The organism is Marinobacterium mangrovicola, from assembly GCF_004339595.1.
In the GTDB taxonomy this organism is placed as follows: Bacteria; Pseudomonadota; Gammaproteobacteria; order Pseudomonadales; family Balneatricaceae; genus Marinobacterium_D; species Marinobacterium_D mangrovicola.
In genome coordinates, this window is sequence record NZ_SMFU01000008.1 from 338,192 (window position 1) to 364,526 (window position 26,335).

The window sequence follows — 26,335 nt, forward strand, 5'->3', positions numbered from 1 at the left end:
CTTAGCCTCCGTTTTCGCAGCTAGTAGAGTCGCCGCGCTGACGCTTAAGCGACACGGCAGAGACGCAGAGCAGTTCAAACATCATGGTGGCGCCGGTCAGAGCGGTAACGCCGCTGGGATCGAATGGCGGAGCCACTTCCACCACATCGCCACCGATGATGTTGAGATCCGCCAGGGAGCGGATCATCTGCTGCGCTTCGAAGGTGGTGAAACCGCCGATCTCCGGGGTGCCGGTGCCGGGCGCGTAGACCGGGTCCAGACCATCCACGTCGAAGGTGACGTACACCGGGCTGTCGCCCACCACCTGCTTGATCTCGTCGATCACCGCGTTCAGGCCCATCTCGTAGAACTCTTCGATATGGATAACGCGCATGCCGCTTTCGTAGCTGAACTTCCAGATATCGCGGTCGGTGACGCCGCCACGGATACCGATCTGGATTGTCTTCTTCGGATCGATCAGGCCTTCCTCAGCGGCCACCTTGAACGGTGAGCCGTGGTGGAACTTGGAGCCGAGGTAGAAATCGCCGGTGTCGCAGTGGGCATCGAAGTGCACCATGGCCACCGGGCCATCCTTCGCCAGCGCCCGCAGGATCGGCAGGGTGACGGAGTGATCGCCACCGGCGGAGATCGGCATGACGCCGGCTGCCTTGATGCCCTCGTAGAACTCTTCGATGGACTTGTGCGCCGCCAGCAGTTCGAACGGGGTGTCCGGCACCGCATCGCCGGCATCGCCGACGCGCACCAGGTCAAAGGGCGCAACGCCGGTGGCCTGGTTGATGGTGCGCATCAGGCTGGACTGGTTACGCACCTCGCGCGGCCCGTGACGGGCGCCGGCGCGGTTGGTGACGCCGCCGTCGAAGGGCACGCCGATCAGGGCGATATCGATATCTTCCAGCGTCGGTGCGTAGGGCGTACGCATAAACGTGGGGATGCCGGTATAGCGCGGCTGAACCTTGGGATCCTTGCTCATGCTTCGGCTCCGAGGGCTTTCTGTTCGCGGTGGTGAGCGATGTAGCCGATGGTGTTCATCAGCAGCTGGGCTGCGAGGATAGAGGTCACCTCGGCGGAGTCGTACGGCGGTGCCACTTCACAGACGTCCACGCCGACGATATCGCCGCGCTGGGCCAGCTGTTCGATCACTTCCAGCACTTCGTAGTAAGCGAAGCCGCCGTGGCTCGGAGTGCCGGTGCCCGGTGCGATGGACGGGTCGAAACCGTCGATATCGATGGTCAGGTAGTAGCGTTTGCCCGCCGGGATCTTCTCCAGCAGCGCTTCCAGACCCAGCTTACGCACCTGGCGCACGGACAGGATGGTGGAGCCTGCATCTTTCGCCGCCTGGTGGTCGGCCTGGTTGGAGGAGGAAACGTTGCGGATACCCAGCTGGGTCATGCCGGACACGTGTTCCATCTCGGAGATACGGCGCATGCAGTTGCCGTGGCCGTAACGCACGCCGTGGCGCTCGTCGACGAAGTCCAGGTGAGCATCAAACTGCACAACGTGGATCGGCTCTTCTTCGGAGTAGGCCGCCACGTTGGCTGCGGTGATGGCGTGGTCGCCGCCGAGGATTACCGGGGTGGCGCCGCTTTTCAGGATCTCACGCACTGCTGCTTCGGTGTTTTCCAGGCATTTTTCGGTGTTGGTGTGGATCATGTCCACGTCGCCCAGATCGACGATGCGGACCTTGTCCTTCTGCAGGTACAGGGTGTCGCCTTCGTAGTCGTAGGCACCGCTGTGGCCGAAGCTGAACAGGGTAGAGGAGGCGCGGATGCCACGCGGTCCGAAGCGGGCGCCGGAGCGGTACTGGCAGCCCATGTCGTAGGGCACGCCGAGTACGGCGAAGTCGGCGTCGATCTCATTCCAGTTGGAAACAACCGGGCTCTTGGCAAAAGTGGTGTGGCCAACAAACGGCAGGTTCAGGCGGCCGGTTTCGTAGGAGTTTTCGCTCATGAGGGGACTCGCTTTTAAGGCAGAACGTCCGCCGTGTTAAAGCGGGCGGACGTTGAATAAGTATTGTTAATCGATACTGTTGTTTACTGTGCGGCTTACTGTGCAGGAGTGGGCAGTTCGCCTTCCGGCAGCTCCATGGTGAAGCCGAACCACTTCTGCTGAAGTTCTTCCAGCTTGCCGCTCTGCTGCAGCTTCAGCAGGCCCTGGTTGAAGAACTCGACCAGACGCTTGGAGTCGTCATCCTTGCGGCCAGCCCAGCCGTAGTAGGCGGTCGGGCCAAAGGCCGGCTGTACCAGTTCGAACATGTCCGGACGCTTCTTGACGATGGGCGCCAGGTTCGGGATCGCCTGGGGTACAAAGTCGACGCGGCGTGAAGCCAGGGCAGCGTAGGCTTCGTTGTAGTCGGTGAACTCCTTGATATCCTTCACGCTTTCACCCTTGGGCTCGAGCACGGTCTTTTCGTACTCGCGGACACCGGTGAGCTGTGCGGAACCCGCCTGTACACCGGCGACCTTGCCGGCCATATCTTCCGGTGAGTTGATGCTGTCATCGCCCTTGCGCTTGAGCATCGCCAGAGAGGCGTCGGCAATCGGATTGGTGAAGGCGTAAGCGTCGAGACGCTTCTGGGTCATCATCAGCGAGGTGGCGACGAAGTCGTAACGCTCGGCGTTCAGGCCCGCCAGGATGCCCTGGAACGGCAGGTCGAGCTGCTTGAGCTCAACGCCCGGAAGGTCTTTCAGGATCTCGTCGAGGATATCCTTGCCGTAACCGACGATCTTGCCGTCCTGGAGCATTTCAAACGGCTCGTAACGCGCTTCGGTAGCGATCACGATCTCGCCACGGTCCTTGATATCGTCCAGCAGATCGGCCTGGGCGCCCATGGCGGTGAGCGATAGTCCGGCGACGCAGAGAAGCTTTTTAAAACGGTTCGTGCTGTTCATGTCATAACCCCGTACGTTAGAGAAAGAGGGCCGGTTAAGGCATGGGGCTATCATCAGAACAACGCATTAACCCTACAAACGGTATTTCCTTATTGTCGGGGATAAGGTTTTCTTATGTATTTTTTTGGTTCGCGTTAACCGAGGTTATGCATCAAATTTGTGCGCTGTTTTTGCCGCTATCCCCGCTGTGGCGCGAATCGGTGCAGTGGTACGAATCCTGCTTGTTTTCTGCGTGAGGTGTCTCTTGTTGGATACCCTATACAGGAAAAATTGATGTCTATACGTTTACCCCCGCTTGAATCCCTGCGCTATTTTGAAGCAGCCGCTCGCCATCTCAGCTTTACCCTTGCCGCCGAAGAACTGTGCGTTTCGCAGAGTGCCGTCAGCCAGAAGGTGATTCAGCTGGAGGGGCGTCTGGGCTATAAGCTGTTTGAGCGCAGAACCCGGCAGCTGGTGCTGACCGATGCGGGCGCCACGCTCTATCCGGTGGTTCACACCTCGCTGATCGATATCCGTGATGTACTCAGCGATATCGAATCCGATAACCGCATGAGCAAGCTCACCGTCTACTGCATGCCGTCGTTTGCCAGCCGCTGGCTGATGCCGCGTCTGCATGACTTTCATATCAAACACCCGAATATCGATGTGCACCTGGTGGCGGAACTGGCCGAGCCCAACTTCCATAACGAGATTGTCGATATCGGTATCTGCCACGGTATCGGCGATCAGCCGGCCATGGAGCAGCAACTGCTGTTCTGGGACTACATCTACCCGGTAGCCAGCCCGGAGCTGCTGAAAAACCACGCCATAGCGGCACCGAAGGATCTGGTGGGTGTCTCGTTGATCCATGATTCTTTGCCCCAGGCAAAGTTATCCACATCCTGGCAGCGCTGGCTGGTGGAACGCGGAATCCGCGAAGTGGATTGCAGTAGCGGTTATCGGTTTAACCAGGCAGACCTGATTGTGCGCGCGGCGCGGGATGGCCGTGGCGTGGCGCTGGGGCGCCATGTGCTGGTGGCTAACGAGGTTCAGCGTGGGCGTCTGATACCGCTGTTCGGCGAGTGCGAAAAGGATGATGGCGTTTACGTGGTGTGTCTTAAAAAACTGCTGGAACGGCCCCAGGTGGCGGCATTTTTCACCTGGCTGCAGGAACAGGCGGCGGAGTTTCAGCAGGAGTTCGCCGTGGATAAGTTGCTGCCCAGGGCGGCGCAGCTGGCGCAGAGTGATCCATTAGCAGAGGTTATTGCTGAATAAGTAATAGCGGTTTGTACCCCCGCTGAGGCGGGCGCATGATCTTCCTTATGATTAAGGAGGGTATGTGTTTGCCGATCTGACCGATATACGCACGGGGGTTAAGTCCCGTGCGGCCTTCTCGGCGGAAGAGATGTTCCGCCGTCTGAGTGTGGTGCGCGAGTTGATGCGCGATCAGGGACTGGATGCGTTGATACTGACCGACCGGGCCAGCATCGCCTATTACAGTAATCTGTTGCCAACCTCTGCACAGCAACCCACGCTGCTGATCCTGACGCCGGAGCGCTCCGTCACCCTGGCCCCGATCAGTGAAGGGGGCCACGCTTACCGTTACAGCTTTGGCGACAGCCTGGTTTACCGCGATGCCGAGCAGCTGTTCGGCACTGTTCGCCGCCTGCTTCCCGCTGCGCGCGAGATCGGTATCGAATCCTGGAGCTTCTCTGCGGCCCTGAGGGCTGGCATCAAGGCGGCGCTGGGGCAGCTGAAAAACCTGCAACCGCTGGAGCAGCAGTTGCTGGCACTGCGTATACGTCGCTCGGAAGAGGAGATCCAGCTGCTGCGCAGAGTCGCCGCGCTTGGTCGACTGGGTTACGACACCTTTGTCAGTGCCCTCAGCGACGGGCTGGCGGAGTATACGCTGGCAGAGGTGACGCGGGGCGCCATGCTGGATGAGGCGGCGATCTATTATCCCCACCTGGAGATCAGCGATATCTCGGCGCTGGTACAGTCGGGTAACAATACCGATGGTCGCTTCAATCCGCCCGGCGCTCGCTGGGTTCAACCCGGGGATCTGCTCAGCCTCTGCTGCCTTCCGGCGCTGGCCGGATATCGGCTGCACAGTGCCCGCACCTTTTTCCTGGGCTACTGCGAAGATGAGCAGCTTAGGCTTTGGGACATCAACTGTGCGGCACATCGCAGAGCGCTTGAGCTGGTCGCTCCCGGCGTTAAGCCCGCCGATGTGAGCGCCGAGCTGGATGCGATCTATCGGCGCTTCGATCTGATCAACCGGGGGACCCGAAACTACCTGACGCTGTTTGGCGGGAGTGCGCTGGCAACAGGCGCGGAGTTTATGCAGCGGCCACTGGAAGCGGGGACAGTGCTGACGTTGACCACCGAACTGTTGTTGCCGGATACCAGTGCCGGGGGCGCGGGTTATCGCGAGGTCAGCCAGTTACTGGTGACCGAGAGCGGCTGTGAACTGCTCACCGATCTGCCGCTGGGTGCCGCCAGTAACCGGGTGGTTCAGGATTCCAGAGAAAGCGCGGAGCTCGGGCGCGCCTGGGAGGGCGTGCCCTGAGCCTCCAGGGTGAAAATCACGCCCTCGACACCCAGTACCGTGCCGGATTCCGAGTAGATGCCCTGGCCCTTTTCGCTTACCTCACGTTCGCTGCCATCGGCGTGGTGAATGCGGTAGTGCAGGTCGAAGCTCTCGCGGCGATGCAGCGCTTCCTGTACCTGGTCCCAGACCGGGCTGGCATCTTCGGGGTGGATCAGCGCGCCGTAGCTTAGCCGGGGCTGGTTCACCAGGGCATCGGCGCTGTAACCCGTGACTTCCAGGCAGCCCTCGCTGACATACTCCATGCTCCAGTTACGGTTGTTGCGGGCGCGATAGAGCATCACCGGCAGGTTGGCCATTAACTGGCTCAGGCTGCGGTGGCTGGCGTCACGTTGCTGATCCTTGCGCACCTGCGGGGTGATATCGCAAAGGCTCAGGCTCACCGGCCAGTCCGAGTCGTTGTTGAGTGGCTGGGCGCGCAGTTCGCACCAGTGCAGTTCGCTGTCGCTGAGGAGGCGTAGCCAGACCGGTGCCGGCCGCTCGCCTTTACGCAGCTGCTCCAGCTGTTCGCGCCAGAGGTTGTGATCCCGGGGGTGCAGATAGCGATGCAGCGGCGCGCCGATGAACGGCTCGCCATCAAGCAACTGCTGCCAGCGGCGGTTAGCCTGCAGAATGGTTTCGTGCTGATCGATGACCAGAATCGCCTCATCCAGGCTGTCGAGCAGTGCTTGTGGATCGACGACCGTTTTGTCGCGGCGTAGCCAGGCAGGTTTCAGCAGGCTCATGCTTCGCCCTCCAGCTCTACCTCCGGGTGCGCATGAACCCAGGCCGCCAGCTCCAGGCGGGAGTGCAGATCCAGTTTGCGCAGCAGGGATTTGACGTAAACCTTGACGGTGCCATCACTGATCCCCAGCTCCCGGGCGATCAGCTTGTTGCTCATGCCGGCGGCGATCAGCGACAGGGTCTGGCGCTCACGCAGGGTGATCTCACCCAGCGAGTTGTCGGCCTGTACCGGGGCTTGGGTATTTCTCAGGCGCTGGGTCAGAATCACCAGGGCTTCATCATCCAGCGCGACTTTGCCCTCCAGCACGCCTTCCAGCCGCTGCAGAATCAGTTCGGCATCGGTCTCTTTTAGCAGGTAGCCGTCGGCACCGGACTGAATCGCCTGCAGCAGATGTTCGCTGTCATCCGAGGCGGTGAGCATAACGATTCGCAGGTCAGGTGAACGTCCCTTCAACTGTTGCAGTAAAGAGAGCCCATCATCGCCGGGCATCTGCAGATCGATCACCGCGAGGTCTGGTTGCAGCTCGTCGATCACATCCAATAGCGCGCGGGCGGAGCTGAAGTCAGCGATCACTTCGAAGCGTCCGCTTTCATTGAGCAGTTCCGCCACACCGCGACGGAAGATGGGGTGATCATCGACCAGAACGACCCGGGCGCAGCTTTGGCTTTTAAAATCGGGGCTGCCAGGGGCGCGGATCTCAAGATCGGGCATCGTTGTCCTCCAGTATCAGCTCTATGCGGGTGCCGCCGCCGGGACGCTCTTCGATGCTGAAACGGGCGCCGATCCGGGCCGCCCGCTCCTGCATGATGCCCAGGCCGAAGCTGTCGCCGCGACGGCGCTCCGGGTCCAGGCCCTCACCGTTATCCTCAACCCGCAGGTGCAGGCCGCCGTTGTCCAGCGGCAGCAGCTGGATACGCAGATGGCTGGCATGGGCGTGGCGCACGGCATTGCTGAGTGCTTCACGCACGATCATCAACAGCTGGATCGCGCTGGATTCATCGGGCTCCCGCTGCGGGCAGCGATCATCCAGTTCAAACACCAGCGCCGAGCGCTGTTCGAACTCCCGCACCACCGCGGCCAGGGCCGAGTGCAACGAGCCGCCTTCCAGCGTCAATCGTGAGCTGCTGATCAGGTCGCGCAGCATGCGGTAGGCGTGGCGGGTTTGCTGCGACAGGTCGGCAGCAATCGCCTGCAGCTCCGGCTGATCGCAGCGGCCGCAGCGGGCATCCAGGCGCGAGGTGCCCAGGCGCAGATAACCCAGCACCTGGGCCAGTGAGTCGTGCAGTTCGGCGGCATGGGTGCGGCGTTCGTGGGTGATCGCCTGCTCCAGACGCTGGCGGTGAGCCGCATGGATCGCCAGCCCCTGGCCCAGCGAGCGGGCCAGGGATTCAAGGGTGGCCGCAGCGGCCTTGGGCAGGCTGACCGGCCCAGACAGCATCAGCCAGGCGTCGGCGGGTGTCGATTGCAAGCGGATCGCATGCAGCGCCTCGGTGGAGGCGGGCAGTGGCATGGCCAGTGAGTGCAGCTCGTCGAGGCTGCCCAGGGTGCCGCTCAGTTGGTAGCGAACGAATCCGGTCACGCCGGGGGGCAGATCATCCGTCCTGCCTGGATGTGCCCCGGGAGTATGCAGCTGGAGCTCTTCGCCCGGGCAGCGTGTAGCGATGAGCAGATGGGCCGATTCCAGCCCGTTGTACTGCCTGAAGGAGCGCTCCAGCGTCTTCAGTTGCGCGGGTAAGACGTTTTCCAGCTTGTCACAGCCGGCTATCTCCAGGGAGAGGGCCGAGAGGCGTGCCGAATCCGACGGCTTGCCGGTCTGCTCCTGTGGGACGGCAGAGCGGTTCAACAGCGCGTCGATCAGACGCCGGAGCCAGCCCGTCGATGGTTGATAAGCCTGGTTGCCTGTTCTTTGCATCACTTGGGTATCCCGAGCCATTGAATCAGGTTTAACAGTGGGAAGAGCAGCAAATATGCCAACTTTGGCAACTTACCCACTAAGTAGTATCTCCATAGATGCATTGAAGCTCTAGCTATTGTAAGTAAAGATTTTTTCCTATCAGTGATCGGTTTCGGGCGTTTTGGCTCCTTCTCCGGGTGCACCAGTCTGAGTCTGAACAGAGTGGAGTGCACCCGGATGAGGCCTTCCTGGACTGAGTTCAAACCCGTTACGCACAACCCTTTATTTTTGAAGGAGGGCCCAGGCATGACCGCTTTGCAAACACAGCTGCCTCGTGATTCCGGCTGGGGCAGTTTGCGCCAGTCGCGCAGGCTCAGGATCAAACCCCAGGATGGCCTGCGCCTGCGGCTAAACCCCGGAGAGCGGCTGCAGATAGACAGTCTGGACGGCATGCAGTGCTGTGAGCTGGTGGGGCTGGATGCTTATAGCCAGGATTATCTGAGCACACTTGAGCTGGCGCCCGCCTCGCTGTTTCAGCGACAACTGGCGACTGAGCGGCCCAGTGCGGTGCGTTTGAATGCGCTGCTGACAAGTTCAGGTGTGGCCGAACCGATGAGTCAGCCGGGTGTGGCGGTTGCCTCCGAGCAGATGCCGCTGGAACTCAAGGCGGTGGAAGAGGGCGACCCGCTGGAGCTTGTGCTGATAGCGCCGGGGCTGGATATGCCGGTGGATGAACAGGTCGCACCCGGCGAGCTGGAGCTGCTGCATCATTATCGTACCGCCTCTGTGGATCTGCTGCCGACGCCCTATACCGGCGACAGCCGCAGTGTGGCGCCGGTCCGTGAAGTGCACGTTCCGAACTCCAGCGCCCGCGCCTACGAGGTGAAGGCGGGCGAGTGGATTCAGATCAGCGATGTGGCCGGCAAGCAGTGCTCCGATTTTATCGCCTTCGATCTGGAAGCGCTGCAGCGGGGTGAGGAGATCACCCTGGATTCCACCGCCACGCGCACGCTGGCGGGTGTCTCGCTGCCGCAGCCGGGGCTTTACTCCCGCTTTGCTGACCAAAAGATGCAGACCATGCTGGAGCTGGTGCAGGACAGCGTTGGTCGTCACGACAGCTTTCTGCTCGCCTGTACGCCCAAGTACTACGAGGACGCCGGTTATTTCGGCCATATCAGCTGTACCGCCAACTTCAACATGGCGCTCAAGCCCTACGGCATCAAGCCACGTTCCGGCTGGCCGGCGATCAACTACTTCTTCAATACCTCCGCTGAACCCTGCGGCGCCATCGGTATGGATGAGCCCTGGTCCCGTCCGGGGGATTACGTGCTGATGCGCGCAAGTCGCGACCTGCTCTGTGTTTCATCCGCCTGCCCGGACGATATCGACCCGGCCAACGGCTGGTGCCCCACCGATATCCAGGTGCGGATCTACGCCGCCGACGAGGAGTTTCCCCGTGCCATCGCCTACCGCAACCAACCCGAGGAGCCTGCCCGCATGACGCAGCAAACCGCTTTCCACAGCCGCACCTCCGCGCTGACACGCCATTTCAGTGAATACCGTGGCTACTGGATGCCCTCCGAGTTTGATGGCTGGGGCGCCCGGGCTGAATACCTGGCCTGTCGCGAGAAGGTGGCGGTGATGGATCTGTCGCCGCTGCGTAAGTTCGAGGTTACCGGCCCCGATGCGGAAGCGCTGCTGCAGAAGGCGCTGACCCGCAACGTGCGCCGGTTGGCGGTGGGTGCTGTGGTTTATTCCGCCATCTGCCATGAGACCGGCGGCATGATCGATGACGGCACCCTGTTCCGCATGGACGATCAGGCGTTCCGCTGGATCTGCGGCGACCCGTACACCGGCACCTGGCTACGTGAACTGGCCGAGCGGGACGGCTTTCGCGTGCGGATTCAGGAATCCACCGATCAGCTGCACAACCTGGCTGTGCAGGGGCCGTTGAGCCGCCAGTTACTTAGCGAAATTATCTGGACCCCGGAGACCCGCACTCCGGTCAGCGAGCTGGCCTGGTTCCACTTTACCGTGGGGCGTCTCGGCGGGCCTGCGGGCACACCGGTGATGATCTCCCGTACCGGCTATACCGGCGAGCTGGGCTTTGAAATCTGGTGTCATCCAAGCGATGGCGAAACTGTCTGGGACGCGATCTGGGAGAAGGGCAAACCGCTGGGGCTGGCGCCGCTGGGCTTCGATGCCCTGGATATGCTGCGCATCGAAGCGGGGCTGATCTTCGCCGGCTACGAGTTCTGCCCGGAGACCGACCCCTACGCCGCGGGTATCGGCTTTACCGTACCGCTGAAAACCAAGGAGGAGGATTTCATCGGCCGTGCTGCGCTGGAGCGGGTACCAGCGGCAAACCGGGAAAAACTGATGGGACTGGTGCTGGATACGGAAGACGCCATCGCCCACGGCGATCAGATCTTCAATGGCCGCTTCCCGGTAGGCGTGGTGACCAGCGCGATCCGTTCACCGCTGATCGGTAAAACCATCGCCCTGGTGCGGCTGCAGCCGGACTTTGCAACGCCGGGAACAAAGCTGGAGGTCGGTCAGCTGGATGGCCACCAGAAACGCCTCGGCGGTGAGGTGGTAAGCCTGCCGTTCCACGATCCAGAGCGCATCAAGGTTCGCAGTTAGGATAAAGAGCTAAGGCGGCCGTGCAGGCCGCCATTAGGTAGTAAGTCAGGGGGCGCCTAACTAATCAGCTTGTTTGCCACTTCATCCAGCCGGTCCAGAGCACCTTTGGCTTCTGCGAGCAACGATGCCCAGTCGTCTGGCGGATGCCCTGTATCAAACATCTTCTCAAAGACGCGATAGGCATCCGTTTTGCTGCCATAGGCGCGTTTGTTTTTTTCGTCATTCACCCAGGCAAAGACAATAATTTTCGACGCTGAGTCAAAGCGGAAAAACAGCCGGTACTGCTGGAAAAATTTCGCCCGAAACCAGTGCTTATGCTCGTTTCCCAGGGTCTCACCCTGGCGATACTCTGGAAGTGCCGGGTTCTGCGGTATGACCTCAAATGCCAGTTTGGCTATGGCCGCGAGGCGCTTGGTGGCGTTTTTCCGGGCAAAGTTTTCAGGGTCTTTGGCTTTGAGTGCTTCGACCTGAGTGAGGAGTGAATCAACCTCATCGAGAAATAGCGGGTGGCAGAAAAGAGTCCACCCGTTGATAACGAGACTGGATTGATTCGGCAAAACTATTCGTCCTCATCATCCAGCGGTGCATCCAGATCGACGTCGATATCGCCGACCAGCGTTTGGATGCGCGAGAGCAGTTCCGGAGTGGCTGACTGCAATCGTTGCGGGTTGGACTGAATATCCTTGGCCAGAAACGTCAAAAAGCTACCCAGCGCAGGATCGGATTCATCCTGATCCGCGCGCGACAGCAGAACCTGTCCATCAGGCTGGATGGTGTAGCGAATCTTTTCCCGTTTGCCCAGATTCAGTGCTTTACGCACGGCATCGGGAACGGTGGTCTGGTACCGGTCGGTCAGGGTGGATTCTGTAGTGAGCAGGGACTTGGCCATGGTGGACCTCGGTACATAAAATCAACGTACCGAAAAGGTAATGCAATTGCATTGTCTGGTCAAGGTGTGTCCAGATCTCTACTAGACTTCGCGGTTCAACCGCGCCGAGCAAGCGTCTGCGAAGGCAGCTCCCCAAACAGGCGCTTGTAGTCAGTGGCAAACTGGCTCAAGTGATAAAACCCATAGTGAGCCGCGGCATCGGAGACCGATTCGGTCTCACTGTTACTCAGGCGACGCCTAACCTGGTTCAGTCGGTTGGTGCGCAGGTAGAGCTTGGGATTAATCCCCAGAATACTCTCGAAACTGTACTGCAGTGTGCGCCGGCTGACGCAGGCGATTTCGCACAGTTCGGTGAGGGTCACGGGCAGGCTGCCGGTATCGGCCACATGTTCTCTTACCCTATCCACTACTGCCTTACGGTGGGCATGGCTGGGCGTTAGCCGGTCGTTGATCTTCGCATCGCGCAGCACGTTGAGCAGGGTCTGCATCACCAGGTCTTCATGAATACTACGGTCGATGCTGCCTGCGCTGGCCGAGATCACCCGGTTGATCAGTACACCCATCTGTTCGATTTGGCGCGGGTCCACCTGAATTCTCGGGTTGCCGCCGATCTGCGGCAGCTGAATCGCTATTCCCTGAGCTTCGGCCTGTTGCAGCAGTGACTGCTCATGCACCGCGATGCTGAGGATATTGGAGTTGTCCGGCGTCATCAGCTCGAAGGCGTCCTGGCCGCGCCGCCAGAGCAGATCGCAGCTTTCCGGCGCTTCGCCATTGATGCGAAAACCCTCCCGCACCACCGGAATGCCGACCCAGATGGCGTCCTGCCAGATCTCGCAGGTTTGTCTCAGAGTTTTGCTGGTGTGCTCGCGAAACACCTGCAGGGCGCCGATATGGCACTCCTCGATGGAGCCATGAAAAGCGCCGGCGCTCACCTGGTCATATTCCTGCTGCCAGTCGGTGATGCCACCGGCCTGCTCGTTCAGGTCATCGGAGAATACCGCGCACCTAAGGGGTGCGTTGCTCAGCGTGGGTGAGCCAATAGGGGCCTCTGGTATTACCTCGTGCTGCGAGGTCTGGGCTACCTCGTTCAATAGAAACCTGGTCATGGCCGCCGTACCGCTCCTTTGCCGGTTTTCGATAACCCAGGCTTAGTTGCCTGCTCTAGTCTGGAATGACAGGAAGCAATAACCGTTCCGCCAGGGGCTTTATGCGGTTGCAGCTCCATTGCGCGAAACAAGATGAGTCAGGAGTCCCATGATCTATACCGACGCACTGATCGAGGCGATCCGGCAGCGGCTGGAGGAGTCTCTGGCCAACTGGCGTTTACCCCCAGGTTCCAAGGTGGAGATGCTCACCGTCTCGGAGAACATCACTTATCTGGCCCGCTCGGCAGACGACAGCCAGCGCCTGATCCTGCGTCTGCACCGGCCGAACTATCATCAGCCGGGGGAGATCGAGTCAGAACTGGCCTGGATCGAAGCACTGCGCGCCGATAATGCGCTGCATACGCCGGCAATTATTGATGGCGAGGCGGGGCGTGTTTGCTCGGTCGAGGTCGATGGCGAAAGTTACGCGGTGGTGGCGTTTGATTTTGTGGCCGGCAACGAACCCAACGTGGGTGAAGATCTGCCACGCTGGTTTGAACAGCTGGGTGCGGTGACGGCCACCTTGCATCAGCACAGCCGCCGGTGGCCAAGGCCGGAAGGTTTTGTGCGCAAGGAGTGGAACTTGAACACCATGCTCGCCGCCGATGGTCATTGGGGTGACTGGCGCAGCGCAGAGGGGCTGGATGCGCAGAGCGAGGCGTTGATAGCGGCTGCTATCGCGAAAATAGAGCAGCGTGTCGAAGCATATGGCGCCGGCTCTGACCGCTTTGGCTTGGTACATGCTGACCTGCGCCTGGCGAATCTGCTGGTCGATGATGACCGACTCTGGGTGATCGATTTCGATGACTGCGGTATCAGCTGGTTCGCCTACGATTTTGCCGCCGCCATCAGCTTCTACGAGCTGGATCCGTCGATCCCTGAACTGCAGAGCGCCTGGGTGAAGGGCTACCGATCAAAAGGGGAGTTCACCGCTGAGGATGAAGCGATGCTTGCCAGCTTCATCATGATCCGCCGTATCATGCTCACCGCCTGGTTGGCCAATCACAGCGAAAGCGGCACCTATGCAGAGTTTGGCGAGGGGTACGCGGCGGGCACGGCCAGCCTGGCTCAGCGCTATCTCGAGGGGGAGTTCTAATGAGCGCGGAAACGAAGCGCGATACGCGTTCAATCCTCGACCAGAACGCTTTTAACTTTGCGCGCAGCAGCGGCAATGACCATCTGGACTCACTGATCCGCCAGCGCCGCGAGCTGGTGGGTCCCACCTCTATGCTGTTTTACGACCAGCCGATCGAGATGGTCGAGGGCCAGGGTGTCTGGCTGTTCGATGCCGAGGGCAAACGCTATCTCGATGTTTATAACAACGTACCGGTGCTGGGGCATTGCCACCCCAGGGTGATCGATGCGGTGGCGCAGCAGATGGTGCGGCTCAATGTTCATACCCGCTATCTGGACGAGGCGCTGCACCGCTACGCCGAGCAGCTGCTCGGCACGCTGCCTTTGGATAGCGGGCGGCTGGTGATGACCTGTACCGGCAGCGAGGCCAACGATCTGGCGCTTCGGCTGGCGCGCCTGCACAGCGGCAAACAGGGCGTGATCGTCTCGGCGGCGGCTTATCACGGTAATACGGCGGCGGTGACCGAGGTTTCGCCCTCGTCGATGAAGCAGGGGCAGGTGCCGGATTTTGTGGTCTGTATCGACCTGGAACCGCTCAACGATGAAAGCCTGGATGCAGCGGCTTACCTGGATACCCAGGTAGCGAACGCCATCGAACTCCTTGATGAACGCGGCTTTGGTTGTGCGGCGCTGCTGATCGATACCATCTTCTCCAGCGATGGTGTTTATGCCGATCCCGCCGGCGCTTTGGCGCCTGCGGTGCGAAGGGTTCAGCACGCCGGCGGTCTGCTGATCGCCGATGAGGTGCAGCCCGGGTTTGGCCGCACCGGCTCCGAGTTCTGGGGCTTTGCCCGCCACGGACTGATGCCGGATATCGTCACCTTCGGCAAGCCGATGGGTAACGGTTATCCGGTGGCGGGGCTTGCGGCGCCGGAAGCGCTGCTGGCGGAACTGGCTGCCCAAACCGGCTATTTCAATACCTTCGGTGGCTCTTCGGTGGCGGTGGCGGCGGCCCAGGCGGTGCTCGATACGCTGGTGGAAGAGGAGCTTCAGGCCAATGCTCTGAGCACCGGCAATGAGCTGCTTGCTGGCCTAAGTGGGCTCTGCGATGAGTTTCCGCAGCTGGCGCGGGTGCGTGGCGCCGGGCTGTTTATCGGTGTGGATATCGTTGCTGCGGACAACCAGCCGGACCCGCTCGCCTGCAGCCGGATCATCAATGCGCTGCGCCATCGCGGGGTACTGATCGGTGCTGCCGGCCTCTATGGCAACGTGCTGAAGATCCGTCCGCCACTCTGTTTTAAACCCGAACATGGGCACCTGCTGCTGGAGCAGCTCCGCCAGGTGCTGATCAATGATCTTGGAGGAGTTACATCATGACTGAGACAAGCAAGCGTGTCGCAATGGTGACTGGTGCCAGCAAAGGCATAGGTCTGGGTATCGCCCGTGTTTTCGCCGCCCAGGGCTATAAGGTGGCGCTGGTGGCCCGCCATGCGGAGGCTGCCGAAGAGGCGGTGGCCGCTATTGTTGTAGCCGGCGGCGAGGCGATCGCGGTCAGCGCAGATGTGACCGATCGCGCCTCGCTGAAGAGCGCGGTGGAAAAGGTGCAGAGCGCCTTTGGTGGTTTGGATGTGCTCTGCGCTAACGCCGGTATCTTTCCCTCTGCGGATCTGGAAACCATGAGTGAGGACGACTGGGACCTGGTGCTCAATACCAACCTTAAGGGGATGTTCAACACTGTGCAGGCGGCGATTCCGGCGCTGAAAGAGAGCAGCGCGGGGCGCATTGTGGTGACCTCTTCGATTACCGGCCCGGTCACCGGCTTTCCCGGCTGGTCCCACTACGGCGCCAGCAAGGCGGGGCAGCTTGGCTTTGTGCGCACGGCGGCGATCGAGATGGCGAAGTACGGGATTACCGTCAATGCGGTGATGCCGGGCAATATCATTACCGAGGGGCTAGAAGGTATGGGTGAGGAGTACCTGGGCCAGATGGCGGCATCAATTCCACTGAAGCGTCTTGGCAGCGTGGAAGATATCGGCGAGGCGGCGGCGTTTTTCGCCTCACCGGCGGCGGCCTATATCACCGGCCAGACTCTGGTGGTGGATGGCGGCCAGATTTTGCCCGAATCGCTGGAAGCTTTGGGATAAGTCGCTGGCAGCGCTGGAATAAGCCGTTTGCTCCGGCGAGTTTCCGTGAAGGCGGCCTTCCGGGTTGCCTTCCCTTTACGCTGGTGTCAGCATCCTCAGCCTCGGGCACGCCACAGGGGGTGGCGCCGTCGTTAGTTTGATAGAGGTAAGGTTAATGAATCCCTGGTTGTTGCTGACTATCGCCATCGTCTCGGAGGTGATCGGGACCTCGGCGCTGAAGGCAAGCGAAAGCTTTACCCGCCCCATCCCTGCCACCATCGCTGTGGTCGGCTATGTGCTGGCGGCCTATCTGCTGGCGCTGACATTGAAGACGATCCCCGTGGGGGTCGCCTACGCGATCTGGGCCGGCATGGGCGTGGTGCTGGTGGCGCTGGTGTCCTGGCTGCTCTATGACCAGCGCCTGGATATGCCGGCGGTGGCGGGTATGTGTCTGGTGATCGCCGGAGTTGCCGTGATCAACCTGTTCTCGAAAACGGCAGTTCATTAAGAAGGAAGGCGCTGGTAATCGTATCGCCGGGTAGCAGAAGTCAGTCCTGAGCGGGGCTGACCGCAGCTCTTACCACCTGGTTTCTTCCCCCTTCCTTGGCGCGATAAAGCGCATCATCCGCGGTTTTCAGCAGGTCGCTGGAACTGGCTTCCGATATTCTGGGTAGATAGGACAGACCACAGCTGATGGTGACGAAGCCACGTGCGGCGCCTTCGTGTCTGAGCACAAGCGCTTCGATACCGCGTCGTATCGCTTCTGCCAGTTCTACAGCCTGGGTTTCCTCGACGCCGGGCAGGATCACCGCAAACTCCTCTCCACCGATACGTGCCAGAAGCGCATCAGCACCCGCCTCGGAACTGACCGTTCGCTGCGCGCTATCTGAAAGCATGATCAGACATTGGTCGCCCGCCTGGTGACCATAGCGGTCGTTATAAGCCTTGAAGTGATCCACATCGAACAGGATCGCCGCCACTGGCTGGCCTTTATGCTCGACCTTGTTGAACAGTGCTTTTAGCCGGTCATCAAAACAACGTCGGTTCGCCAGCCCGGTCAGGTGGTCGGTCAGTGACAGGTTTTCCAGGCTGGTGCGCTTCATCCGCTGCTGCTGGATAAGGTGGGTAAATTCCCGTGCCAGCTCGCCGACCTCATCACGGCGTTCCAGCAGCGCAGAGCTCAGCGTGGCCTCGTTGATCTCTGCCCGCGCCTCTCGGGTAAAGCGTGCCAGCTGACGCAGTGGCAGAAGTACCGTCCGTTCAAGCAGTACAAGGACCAGAAGAATCACTGTTGCCAGCAAGCCTGCTGTCCAGAGCTGGCTGTAGCGCATGGCGGCAAGGCGTTCCATGAAGTTACTGCGATGAATCTTAATGCCGATCTGTACTGGTACATCTGTGCCGGAGAGCTGTTTCCGAGCGATGAGTTGTTCATCCGAAATCGGCTCAATACTCGGTGTACCCAGATCCTCCTGCTGGCCTAACTGAAACTGCATCGCCAGTGCCGTTTGTGTTGAAATCTTTTCGACCCAGGCCTCGTCCAGCACCTGCAGTTGCACCAGCCAGCCTTCAGAAGGGCCGGTATCGTCGGTGTGGTGAATGGCGTGTGCCGCCACATTGAACACCTGGCCGTCATTGACGAGGAGAAAATTGGTTTCTGGTTCGCCCTCCAGGTTGTGATCGATCTCCACAACCGCTCGGTTGGCGAGCTTGTCACGTGCCAGAGACGCAAGAGGCGCCGCCCAGGAGCAGCGTTGGGTAAGATCCGGGCAGGAGCTGAAGTTGCCAGTGTTGGAATCGATACCGGCCGTCCAGTGCAGCTCAAGCTCCGGTGTGAAAAACAGCATCAGGTCGTAGTCCATATCGTTGAACATTTCGAAGCTGAAGTTTCTCACCGGGTAGTCGTTTTGTTTGCCTTGAATAAAGGCGTAGGTGTCATCCCAGGCGGCCCAGTCCTTGGTGGTGGTGGCCAGATAATGCAGGTCAGTGTGGATAACGCGATCCAGCCGATTGAGCTCGCCAAGTGCGTCATCGCGTTCATGCACCAGGAGCTTGGGCAAAACGATGAGCTTGCCGGTCAGTATTATCGCCAACAGGGCCAGGAGCAGAAGGATGACAAGGCCTGAGAAAAAGCGCCCGCATAAGGAGCTGGGTGCCAGCCTGCTTGGCCAGTGGCGCGTAGGTTTACGTGGAGTGTTGGGCAAGCCTTGAATCCTGTTTTCCGCAAATGGGGCGTTCGGTCATCAGAGACTGAGCGCGTTTAATCACCTTCCATGATAGATGCTATGCCGTGAAATTCCCTTTTGCGGTGTGCCGGGTAAACCCCGAGCGGAGCCTTGCTGAGAGATCCGCGAGCGAGAATCTACATCCGTTTGTAGCTGGATGGAACCTAATCCTTCTAGCGGGTGGATGATTGCGGCTTAACTGTTCGGCTTGGCGGCTGGTGATCTGCTGAATGAATACGTGAAGGATGAGAAACCGGATCATCTGCACATCCGATTCGAGATTGTCTTTGGGCTGTCATGTAAACGTTTACATATCGTAGTTAATCGTTAACACTTCTGTAATTTGGCGCATCTAACCTTGCTTTCCATCGGAAGGAGGGCGGATGAACAAACCAGCCACAATCAAGGATATAGCCAGCTACTGCGGTCTGTCGGTCGCTACGGTTTCCCGGGTGATCAATGACAAGGGGCCGATCAAGGCGGATACGGCTGAGCGGGTGCGTCAGGCGGTGGATGCCTTGGGTTACGCGCCCAGTATGGCTGCCCGTGCGCTGAAAACCGCCAGCAGCAGTGTCATCGGTGTCATCCTGCCCAGCCTCACCAACCCGGTGTTTGCCGAGACCGCCTCGGGCATTCAGCAGCGTGCCCGCGAAAAGGGGCTGACGCCGATTATCCTCTCCTCAGACTATGACCTTTCGCTGGAGCGCAGTGCCGTGGCCACGCTGCTGGGCTACCAGGTTGAGGGTGTGCTGCTGACGGTGAATGACGCCGCCAGTAGCGATGCCCTGGCGCGGCTTGATAAAGAGGGCGTGCCCTACTGCCTGATGCACAATGTGCCGCGGCAGCAGGTATGCGGATATATCGGTGTGGATAACTATCGCGCCGCCGCTGAGGTGGCCGTGCATCTGGCTGACCTGGGGCATCGCTGCATCGGCATGGTATCCGGTGATTTTCAGCGTACCGACCGGGCGCGGGACCGCCACGCCGGTTTTCTGGCCGGGCTCAGGTACCGCAACCTGGAGCTGGCGCAGCTGGTACAGGTGGACCCGGTCAATGCCGTTGGGCTGACGGGGGAGATCCACCGCGTTTATGAGCAGCCCGGCTCAGCGCCCACGGCCTGGTTCTGCTCCAACGATCTGCTGGCCCTGGCTACCATCGCGAAACTTCAACTCCTGGGCATTCGCGTGCCTGAGGATGTGTCCATCGTCGGCTTTGACGGCATTCAGGCCGGCACCCTGAGACAACCCAACCTGGCCAGTATCCGCACGCCGAATGCAGAGATCGGCGCGGCGGCTGTGGACCAGCTGTTAACCAATAAACGGGGTATCCCCGGGCAAACGGGCCGGACTCTCGGCCATCAGTTGCTCATGGATGGCACCGTGGCACCACCTCCTGATCATCTATCCTGACCCACTCAAGAGAGAGTTCTCATGTTCAAGAAACCTGCGACCAAGCTGTTTTCTGCCCTGGTACTGACCACCGGAATGTTCCATGGATCGGCCCAGGCAGCCGATGCTGATGCGATCTGCTACAACTGCCCGCCGCAGTGGGCCGACTGGGGCACCCAACTGGAGGTGATCAAGGAGGAGCTGGGCTATACCGTTCCCTTTGATAATAAGAACTCCGGCCAGACCCTGTCCCAGCTGCTGGCAGAGCAGAACAACCCGGTGGCGGACGTGGCTTACTACGGCGTCTCTTTCGGCATCACCGCCCAGGAAAAGGGCGTGACCCAAGCCTATAAGCCTGCGCACTGGGATGAGATCCCGGACGGCCTGAAAGACCCGGAAGGCAACTGGTTTACCATCCACTCCGGCACCATCGGTTTCTTCGTGAATGTGGATGCCCTGGATGGCAAGCCCGTGCCGCAGAGCTGGAACGACCTGCTCGACCCGCAGTACAACGGCATGGTGGGTTACCTGGATCCGACCAGCGCCTTCGTCGGTTACGCCGCGTCGGTGGGTCTGAACGGTGCTCTGGGCGGCGACCTGGATAACTTCGAACCGGCCATCGAGTACTTCAACAAGCTGAAGGACAACGACCCGATCGTGCCGAAGCAGACCGCTTATTCCCGCGTGATCTCCGGCGAGATCCCGATCATGCTGGATTACGATTTCAACGCTTACCGCGCCAAGTACAAGGATGGCGCCAACGTCGAGTTCGTGATTCCGCAGGAGGGCACAGTGGTGGTGCCTTATGTGATGAGCCTGGTGAAAAACGCACCGCACGCCGAAGCGGGCCGCAAGATCCTCGATTTCATCCTGTCTGACAAAGGCCAGGCGGTTTGGGCCAACGCCTTCCTGCGCCCGGTACGTCCGGGAGCGATGAGCCCGGAAGTGGAAGCCAAGTTCCTGCCGGCCTCCGATTACGCCCGTGCCGAGTCCGTGGATTACGCCAAGATGGCGGAAGTACAGAAGACGTTCCAGAGCCTTTACCTCGAAGGCGTCAACTGATCCTGACAGTTGACCTTGGGTGCCGGTGCAAGCCGGCATCCGTTTTACCCGTTGGACGAGTGATTGATGAAATACACCCTTTCCGGACGCTGGCTGCGCGGCGAGCAGTCGGCACGCCTGTTACTGCTGTTGCTGCCGGTGCTGATTATCTCCGCCGCCTTCTTCCTGCTGCCGCTGGCGCGGTTGCTGGTGATCTCTTTTGAGGGCGATCAGTGGGGCGCCAATTACTGGCAGGCGCTGACCGAGGCGCGTTATCTAAGCAGCCTGATCGATACGCTGCTGCTGTCGGTGTCCGTCACCCTGGTAACCCTGGCGATCTCCGTGGTTTGCGGCCTGTTTCTGGCGCGCAACGAGTTTGCCGGCAAGTCGCTGCTGGTGTCGCTGCTGACCTTTCCGCTGGCATTTCCCGGTGTGGTGATCGGCTTTCTGGTAATCATGCTGGGCGGCCGCCAGGGGCTCAGTGCCGAGCTGGGCCTGATGCTGGACGGGACCCGCTGGACCTTTGCCTACTCCATCGCCGGTCTGTTTGTCGGCTATGTCTATTTTTCCATTCCGCGGGTGCTGCTCACGGTGATCGCCGCCGCAGAAAAGCTGGACTATCAGCTGGAAGAAGCCGCGCGCTCCTTCGGCGCTTCCCGCTACCGCATCTTTCGCGATGTGATTCTCACCGGTCTCAAGCCCGCGCTGCTGGCGAGCGGGGCGATCTGTTTCGCCACCTCCATGGGAGCCTTCGGTACCGCCTTTGCGCTGGCCACCGATATCAATGTGCTGCCGATGACCATCTACACCGAGTTTACCCTGGGCGCCAACATCGCCATGGCCGCGGCGCTGAGCATACTGCTGGGGCTGATTACCTGGCTGGTGCTGTTTCTGGCCCGCATGCTGTCTGGCGCCGATGCCAGCCCGGCGGCCTGAGTGGAGGAATCGAGAATGAAACGAACGCCTTCCTATTATCTGCAGCTGGGATTCACCCTGCTGATCTGCGCCTTCATGCTGGTGCCGGTGCTGATGTCGGTCACCGCCGGGGTTACCGAAAACTATTTCAAAGGGATCAGCAGCGGGCTGACGCTGCGCTGGGTGCAGGAGGTGCTGTCGATCTACAGCGATACCCTCTGGCTCACGCTGAAGCTGGCGCTGGCCACCCTGGCGGTGAACCTGCTGGTGGGCGTACCAGCGGCCTATGTGCTGGCGCGCTCTAAAAGCCGCTGGGCACGCCTGTTCGAGGAGATTCTGGTGCTGCCGGTGGCGATTCCGGGACTGGCGATCGCGCTGGCGCTGATCATCGCCTACGGCGGCGTGCAGGACCTGCGTACCAGCTGGCTGTTTATCCTGATTGGGCACGTCATCTATACCCTGCCGTTTATGGTGCGGGCGGTGGTCGCGGTGCTGCACAGCATCGATTTCCGCCAGCTGGAAGAGGGCGCATCGAGCCTGGGCGCCGGATTCCTGCGCCGCTTCTTTGATGTGATCGTGCCCAACTGCCGCGGCGGTATCGTCAGCGGTGCACTGATGACGCTGACGCTTTCGGTAGGCGAGTTCAATCTGACCTGGATGCTGCATACGCCGCTGACCAAAACCCTGCCGGTGGGGCTGGCCGATGCCTATGCCTCGATGCGGCTGGAGATCAGCAGCGCCTACACGCTTATCTTTCTCGTGATGCTGCTGCCGCTGTTGCTGGCGACGCAGTGGAACGGTCACCGTCGCAAGGCTCAAGCCAGACCTGCAGTGCAGACGCCGGCGCCGGTTGCTAAAGGAGTTACCTCATGAAGCTAGATCAACAGGGCGTATCGATCCGCCTGGAAAACTGCAGCAAAACCTTTGCCGATGGTAATCGAGCGCTGCAGCCGCTGGACCTGGAGATCCGCGCCGGTGAAACCCTGGTGCTGCTGGGGCCTTCCGGCTGCGGTAAAACCACCACGCTGCGCATGATCGCGGGGCTGGAGTTCCCGGACGCAGGCGGGCGGATACTATTCGGCGATGAGGATGTGACCCGGCTGCCGATTGAAAAGCGTCAGGTCGGTATGGTGTTCCAGTCCTATGCGCTGTTTCCCAATATGAGCGTGGCGCAGAACGTGGCCTACGGCCTGAAGGTGCAGAAGTGCGCCAAGGCAGAGATCCGTCAGCGCGTCGATGAGATGCTGCAGATGATGGAGCTGAGTCACCTGGCCGAGCGCAAGATCGATCAGCTCTCCGGCGGCCAGCGTCAGCGGGTGGCGCTGGCACGGGCGATAATCACCAACCCTCGCGTATTGCTGCTGGATGAACCGCTGACAGCACTGGATGCGATTCTGCGTGACCGCCTGCGCGCCGATATCGACCGGCTGCTGCGCTCGCTTGGGATCACCGCGATCTACGTCACCCACGATCAGGAGGAGGCGATGGCGCTGGGCGACCGTATCGTGGTGATGGATCACGGTCGGGTGGCACAGATCGGTACGCCAAAGCAGATCTACTTCCAGCCGCAGAGCGATTTTGTCGCCGACTTTATCGGCCAGATCAACGCCTTTGAGGGCGAAGTCCGAAACCAGTGGATGACGCTGCCCGGCGGCCGTCTGCACTGTCCGCACCTGGCCGATGGCGAAGCGCGGGTTTATTGCCGCCCGGAAGATATCGAGCTGGTTGATATGGATAGCGTCGATGCGCATCTGCAGGGCGTGGTTGAACAGACTCAGTTTGTCGGCGACCGTAACCGGCTCTGGCTTGCCGGCATCATGCCGCGTCAGGTGCTGGTGGAAAGTAGCGGCCGGGTCGAGTTTGCCCCGGGGCAGCGGGTCGGTATCCGTGTGCGCAGCGAGAAAATGATCGCTCTGGAACCCCGTGAACCGATCCGCAGCGAAAGTGTGCGGGAGGTGAGCCCATGCTGATAGCCCAGCTTAGCGACCTGCATATCAAGGCGGGCGGCGCTCTGGCGTACGCCGGCAAGGTGGATACCTACACGGCGCTGGAGCGTGCGGTGGATCACCTTAATGCAATGAAGCCCCGCCCGGATCTGGTGATGGTCAGCGGTGATCTGGGCGACTTCGGCACCCTGGCGGAATACCGTCAGGCGCGGCTCGCGCTGGATCGTCTGCAGATGCCGTTTCACGTCATTCCCGGAAACCACGATGAACGCGGCGCCATGCGCGAGGGGTTTGCCGATCATGCTTATCTGCCCTCCGGCGACGGGCACCTGAGTTATGCCCTGGAAGATCAGCCTTTAAGGCTGGTCGCACTGGATACCAGCGAACCGGGCAAACCCTATGGTCTGATGGATTCAGAGCGGGTGCAGTGGCTTGAGGCGACGCTGTCCGAACGGCCGGAGGAGCGCACTCTGCTGTTTATGCACCATCCGCCGTTGGCGGTGGGGATCACCCATATGGATGTGCAGTGTCTGCAGGAGGCGGAACGGCTGGCGGTGGTGCTGCGGCGTCATCCCCAGGTGGAGCTGATCCTGTGCGGGCATCTACACCGTCCGGTGGAGTTTATCTGGGAGGGACGGCCGGTTTATGTGGCGCCGGCCCATAACCACGCGGTCACCCTGGATCTGGAACCGGGCGCAGCGTCCAGCTTTACGCTGGAGCCCGCGTTGATCCGCTTACTCTACCTGCATCCGGATAGCGGTACCCTGCTCAGCCATATGACGCCAGTGGGTAACTGCGACGGGCCCTATCCCTTTTTTGATGCGGCGGGGCGGCTGATCGACTGAGCCGTCACGGCCGCATGGTTTTCAGCACCGGTTCAGCTCGGGGGGAGTCTTATGTGGGTAAGGCTCCTTGACGATCTGAGGGAGGTGCATCATGTCTGCCAACAACACCTGTCTTAACAACACTTGGCTTCACATCATCGGTCTCAACAACATCTGTCTGGTGTTGCTCGCGTCGCTGCTGCTGGGTGGCTGCAGCTACGAAGCCTACAACGGCCACGGCAGTGGTTACGTTAATAGTCACGTCAGCAGCCGCACCACTGTGGGTGTGCAGGGTTACTACGACAGTGACTACGACGATTTCTTTTTCTACCCCGATGTGAATGTCTACCTGGGGATTAACTCGGGGAGCTATTACTACCGGCCCCGTCCTTCACATCGGAGCAGCTGGGTGGGTGTGCGGGTGCTGCCCGGTTATATCAACCTGCGTCCGTCTCATCGGGTCAGAATCGACCGTTTACCGCGTCACAGCCCCTATCGGCATCACCGCGACCATCGCTTGCGTTACCGTCGCGATCATCACTATCGCTACCGCCAGCATCGCTAAACAGCCGGGACTGCTACCACGTGGCTGACCACCCTGTTGCGGCCCTCATCCTTGGCCGCCAGCAGGGCGTGATCGGCGCGCAGGATCAGGTCGTCCGGTGAGTCATGTTTTTCCAGCTGCGCCACACCCAGGCTGACCGACACACTGATCAGCTCCTTGTTGACCTTCAGGTGGTGTTTCTCAACGGCATGACGCAGGCGCTCGGCAAAGTGCTGCGACTGTTCCAGGTTGCTGCCGGGCAGGAAGAAGATAAATTCGTCCCCGCCCCAACGGCAGACCAGATCGGAGGAGCGGGTCAGCGGCGCAAACTGCTCGACAATGGATTGCAGCAGCAGGTCGCCGGTGGGATGACCGTAGTTGTCGTTCACCTCTTTGAAACCGTCCAGATCCGCAATCACGCAGCTGAGTGCTTCAGAGCGCCGTTGAGCCTGGGCGATCTGTAGCGGCAGCCACTGATCCAGCATCTGGCGGTTGGCCAGGCCGGTAAGCTTGTCGGTATGCGCCATCGCTTCCAGGCGACGCTGGAACTTGCCCACGGTGAGCCAGGCCAGTAGCAGTACCGCCAGGGTGATCAGGGCCGAGCAGATCAGGTTCCAGATCAGCGTGGTGTAGATCTGCTCGGTGGCACGGTTGTTGGCCTGCTGTACGATCAGGTACCACTGAAACTCCGGCACCAGCCGGCTGTTAACGTAGTGGGTCTGGCCCTCGTCATCGCTGTAATTGAAGCTGGTGCTGGGCGAGGTGAGAATCCGGGTGGCATAGATGCCCAGCTCTTTGCTGTCGCGCAGCTGCTCCTCACCATCGAAGGAGTCACCGTGCATGGTGACCTTGCCGAGCCGGTCTACGAAGAAGATCTCGCGGTTATAGCGGCGCTGGTAATCCTCGATCAGCTGCTTCACCAGTGAGGTGGAGAGCCCCACGCCAGTGGCGCCGATAAAGTTACCGTCGTAGTCATACACCTTGTAGTTGATGAAGACGGTGATCTGGTCCGGCTTGGCGGTGTCCGTATCGATATTGATCTCGTACTGATCGACCTTGTTCTTGAAGTCGAAGTACCAGGAGTCCTGTGGGTCGTTTTTGTCCACCGTTTTGATCATGCCCTGAGGATGATAATAGTGGCGCGTTTTTTCCGACACGAAGAAGGCGGTTTCGGTGTCGTAGCGCTTTTCGATCTCGCTCAGGTAACGGGTGATGGCGCTGTCATCCTCCTCGCCAGCCAGGGCCCAATCGCGCACGAAAGTATCGTGGGCCATCAGTGACGAGATAAAGATAGGCCGCAGCAGATCCTGCTGAATCTCTGAATAGATGTTATCGCCGGTGAGCGGCAGGGTGCTCTCTTCAATCTCGCGCGAAAGTGTATCCCGGGCGGTGAAGTAGCTGATCAGGCTGGTGGAGATAAAGCCTGTGAACAGAATCAGGCAGAGAACGATAAGGATCTGGTATTTCTTGGTCACGGGCGGCTAATCC

The 26,335-nt window shown here is 60.3% G+C and carries 25 protein-coding genes; 14 read left to right on the forward strand and 11 right to left on the reverse strand.

All coding sequences use genetic code 11. The features are described 5' to 3' along the window. Nucleotide 1: 1 nt before the first annotated feature. The 3 genes from speB (CLV83_RS10085) to CLV83_RS10095 form a co-directional block, all read right to left on the reverse strand. On the reverse strand, nucleotides 2–970 hold the full coding sequence (gene speB / locus CLV83_RS10085) for an agmatinase (protein WP_132291329.1): 969 nt from the start codon (nucleotides 968–970) through the stop codon (nucleotides 2–4). Then, nucleotides 967–1,947: an agmatinase gene (speB, locus tag CLV83_RS10090; protein ID WP_132291332.1), complete on the reverse strand. Its 981-nt coding sequence runs from the start codon at nucleotides 1,945–1,947 to the stop codon at nucleotides 967–969. Before speB (CLV83_RS10090) ends, speB (CLV83_RS10085) begins: the two co-directional genes overlap by 4 nt. 95 nt (nucleotides 1,948–2,042) lie before the next feature. Then, on the reverse strand, nucleotides 2,043–2,888 hold the full coding sequence (locus tag CLV83_RS10095) for a transporter substrate-binding domain-containing protein (protein WP_132291335.1): 846 nt from the start codon (nucleotides 2,886–2,888) through the stop codon (nucleotides 2,043–2,045). Between the two features lie 273 nt (nucleotides 2,889–3,161). On the opposite strand from CLV83_RS10095, the gene gcvA reads away from it, so the two are divergent. Together gcvA and CLV83_RS10105 are read left to right on the forward strand one after the other, a co-directional pair. Next, complete coding sequence (gene gcvA / locus CLV83_RS10100) at nucleotides 3,162–4,142, forward strand: transcriptional regulator GcvA (RefSeq protein ID WP_132291338.1); 981 nt, start codon at nucleotides 3,162–3,164, stop codon at nucleotides 4,140–4,142. Between the two features lie 64 nt (nucleotides 4,143–4,206). After that, the gene (locus CLV83_RS10105) at nucleotides 4,207–5,436 is read left to right on the forward strand and encodes an aminopeptidase P family protein (protein WP_132291341.1); all 1,230 of its coding nucleotides are present in this window, start codon (nucleotides 4,207–4,209) and stop codon (nucleotides 5,434–5,436) included. Here the strand turns inward: CLV83_RS10105 and CLV83_RS10110 are convergent. Genes CLV83_RS10110 through CLV83_RS10120 form a run of 3 tightly spaced genes read right to left on the reverse strand, consistent with a single transcriptional unit; the run spans nucleotide 5,382 to nucleotide 8,111 of the window. Next, nucleotides 5,382–6,200, reverse strand: a complete 819-nt coding sequence (locus CLV83_RS10110) for a PAS domain-containing protein (protein WP_132291344.1) — start codon at nucleotides 6,198–6,200, stop codon at nucleotides 5,382–5,384. The two genes, CLV83_RS10105 and CLV83_RS10110, sit on opposite strands and share 55 nt — an antisense overlap. Continuing rightward, nucleotides 6,197–6,910: a response regulator gene (locus CLV83_RS10115; protein ID WP_132291347.1), complete on the reverse strand. Its 714-nt coding sequence runs from the start codon at nucleotides 6,908–6,910 to the stop codon at nucleotides 6,197–6,199. Before CLV83_RS10115 ends, CLV83_RS10110 begins: the two co-directional genes overlap by 4 nt. Continuing rightward, nucleotides 6,897–8,111: an ATP-binding protein gene (locus tag CLV83_RS10120; protein ID WP_243642378.1), complete on the reverse strand. Its 1,215-nt coding sequence runs from the start codon at nucleotides 8,109–8,111 to the stop codon at nucleotides 6,897–6,899. The genes CLV83_RS10115 and CLV83_RS10120 overlap by 14 nt, the downstream gene beginning before the upstream one ends. Before the next feature lie 288 nt (nucleotides 8,112–8,399). On the opposite strand from CLV83_RS10120, the gene CLV83_RS10125 reads away from it, so the two are divergent. Next, nucleotides 8,400–10,736, forward strand: coding sequence for a DUF1989 domain-containing protein (locus CLV83_RS10125; RefSeq protein ID WP_132291353.1), 2,337 nt, complete (start codon nucleotides 8,400–8,402; stop codon nucleotides 10,734–10,736). Nucleotides 10,737–10,792: 56 nt separating this feature from the next. On the opposite strand, the gene CLV83_RS10130 is transcribed toward CLV83_RS10125, so the two are convergent. The 3 genes from CLV83_RS10130 to CLV83_RS10140 form a co-directional block, all read right to left on the reverse strand. Then, nucleotides 10,793–11,293: a type II toxin-antitoxin system YhaV family toxin gene (locus CLV83_RS10130; protein WP_132291356.1), complete on the reverse strand. Its 501-nt coding sequence runs from the start codon at nucleotides 11,291–11,293 to the stop codon at nucleotides 10,793–10,795. A 2-nt stretch (nucleotides 11,294–11,295) separates the two neighbouring features. Continuing rightward, on the reverse strand, nucleotides 11,296–11,625 hold the full coding sequence (locus CLV83_RS10135; protein ID WP_132291359.1) for a type II toxin-antitoxin system PrlF family antitoxin: 330 nt from the start codon (nucleotides 11,623–11,625) through the stop codon (nucleotides 11,296–11,298). 95 nt (nucleotides 11,626–11,720) lie between these two features. Beyond that, on the reverse strand, nucleotides 11,721–12,731 hold the full coding sequence (locus CLV83_RS10140; protein ID WP_132291362.1) for a helix-turn-helix domain-containing protein: 1,011 nt from the start codon (nucleotides 12,729–12,731) through the stop codon (nucleotides 11,721–11,723). Between the two features lie 148 nt (nucleotides 12,732–12,879). Between CLV83_RS10140 and CLV83_RS10145 the strand changes: the two genes are divergently transcribed. From CLV83_RS10145 to CLV83_RS10160, 4 genes are all read left to right on the forward strand, one after another. Next, nucleotides 12,880–13,866 (forward strand): phosphotransferase enzyme family protein, encoded by a 987-nt coding sequence (locus tag CLV83_RS10145; protein ID WP_243642356.1) that lies wholly within the window; start codon nucleotides 12,880–12,882, stop codon nucleotides 13,864–13,866. Continuing rightward, on the forward strand, nucleotides 13,866–15,221 hold the full coding sequence (locus CLV83_RS10150; RefSeq protein WP_132291365.1) for an aspartate aminotransferase family protein: 1,356 nt from the start codon (nucleotides 13,866–13,868) through the stop codon (nucleotides 15,219–15,221). The genes CLV83_RS10145 and CLV83_RS10150 overlap by 1 nt, the downstream gene beginning before the upstream one ends. Next, a complete protein-coding gene (gene fabG / locus CLV83_RS10155; RefSeq protein ID WP_132291368.1) occupies nucleotides 15,218–15,988 on the forward strand; it encodes a 3-oxoacyl-ACP reductase FabG in 771 nt (256 codons plus the stop codon). Before CLV83_RS10150 ends, fabG begins: the two co-directional genes overlap by 4 nt. A gap of 154 nt (nucleotides 15,989–16,142) precedes the next feature. Beyond that, nucleotides 16,143–16,475, forward strand: coding sequence for a DMT family transporter (locus CLV83_RS10160; protein WP_132291371.1), 333 nt, complete (start codon nucleotides 16,143–16,145; stop codon nucleotides 16,473–16,475). A 40-nt stretch (nucleotides 16,476–16,515) separates the two neighbouring features. Here the strand turns inward: CLV83_RS10160 and CLV83_RS10165 are convergent, their stop codons facing one another. After that, on the reverse strand, nucleotides 16,516–18,024 hold the full coding sequence (locus tag CLV83_RS10165) for a sensor domain-containing diguanylate cyclase (protein WP_132291374.1): 1,509 nt from the start codon (nucleotides 18,022–18,024) through the stop codon (nucleotides 16,516–16,518). Nucleotides 18,025–18,572: 548 nt separating this feature from the next. On the opposite strand from CLV83_RS10165, the gene CLV83_RS10170 reads away from it, so the two are divergent. The 7 genes from CLV83_RS10170 to CLV83_RS10200 all read left to right on the forward strand — a co-directional run bounded on the left by CLV83_RS10170 (nucleotide 18,573) and on the right by CLV83_RS10200 (nucleotide 24,868). Further along, on the forward strand, nucleotides 18,573–19,598 hold the full coding sequence (locus tag CLV83_RS10170; RefSeq protein ID WP_132291377.1) for a LacI family DNA-binding transcriptional regulator: 1,026 nt from the start codon (nucleotides 18,573–18,575) through the stop codon (nucleotides 19,596–19,598). Between the two features lie 21 nt (nucleotides 19,599–19,619). Beyond that, the gene (locus tag CLV83_RS10175) at nucleotides 19,620–20,639 is read left to right on the forward strand and encodes an ABC transporter substrate-binding protein (protein WP_132291380.1); all 1,020 of its coding nucleotides are present in this window, start codon (nucleotides 19,620–19,622) and stop codon (nucleotides 20,637–20,639) included. 66 nt (nucleotides 20,640–20,705) lie between these two features. Continuing rightward, a complete protein-coding gene (locus CLV83_RS10180; RefSeq protein ID WP_132291384.1) occupies nucleotides 20,706–21,554 on the forward strand; it encodes an ABC transporter permease in 849 nt (282 codons plus the stop codon). Nucleotides 21,555–21,569: 15 nt separating this feature from the next. Further along, nucleotides 21,570–22,406 carry an ABC transporter permease gene (locus CLV83_RS10185; RefSeq protein WP_132291387.1) on the forward strand — a complete coding sequence of 279 codons (837 nt, stop codon included), beginning with the start codon at nucleotides 21,570–21,572 and terminating at the stop codon, nucleotides 22,404–22,406. Beyond that, nucleotides 22,403–23,503, forward strand: coding sequence for an ABC transporter ATP-binding protein (locus tag CLV83_RS10190; protein ID WP_132291390.1), 1,101 nt, complete (start codon nucleotides 22,403–22,405; stop codon nucleotides 23,501–23,503). Before CLV83_RS10185 ends, CLV83_RS10190 begins: the two co-directional genes overlap by 4 nt. Next, nucleotides 23,497–24,324 (forward strand): phosphodiesterase, encoded by an 828-nt coding sequence (locus tag CLV83_RS10195; RefSeq protein ID WP_132291393.1) that lies wholly within the window; start codon nucleotides 23,497–23,499, stop codon nucleotides 24,322–24,324. Before CLV83_RS10190 ends, CLV83_RS10195 begins: the two co-directional genes overlap by 7 nt. A gap of 91 nt (nucleotides 24,325–24,415) precedes the next feature. Further along, nucleotides 24,416–24,868, forward strand: a complete 453-nt coding sequence (locus CLV83_RS10200) for a hypothetical protein (protein ID WP_132291396.1) — start codon at nucleotides 24,416–24,418, stop codon at nucleotides 24,866–24,868. Here the strand turns inward: CLV83_RS10200 and CLV83_RS10205 are convergent. Then, nucleotides 24,865–26,322, reverse strand: coding sequence for a sensor domain-containing diguanylate cyclase (locus tag CLV83_RS10205; protein WP_132291399.1), 1,458 nt, complete (start codon nucleotides 26,320–26,322; stop codon nucleotides 24,865–24,867). The two genes, CLV83_RS10200 and CLV83_RS10205, sit on opposite strands and share 4 nt — an antisense overlap. Nucleotides 26,323–26,335: the final 13 nt, after the last annotated feature.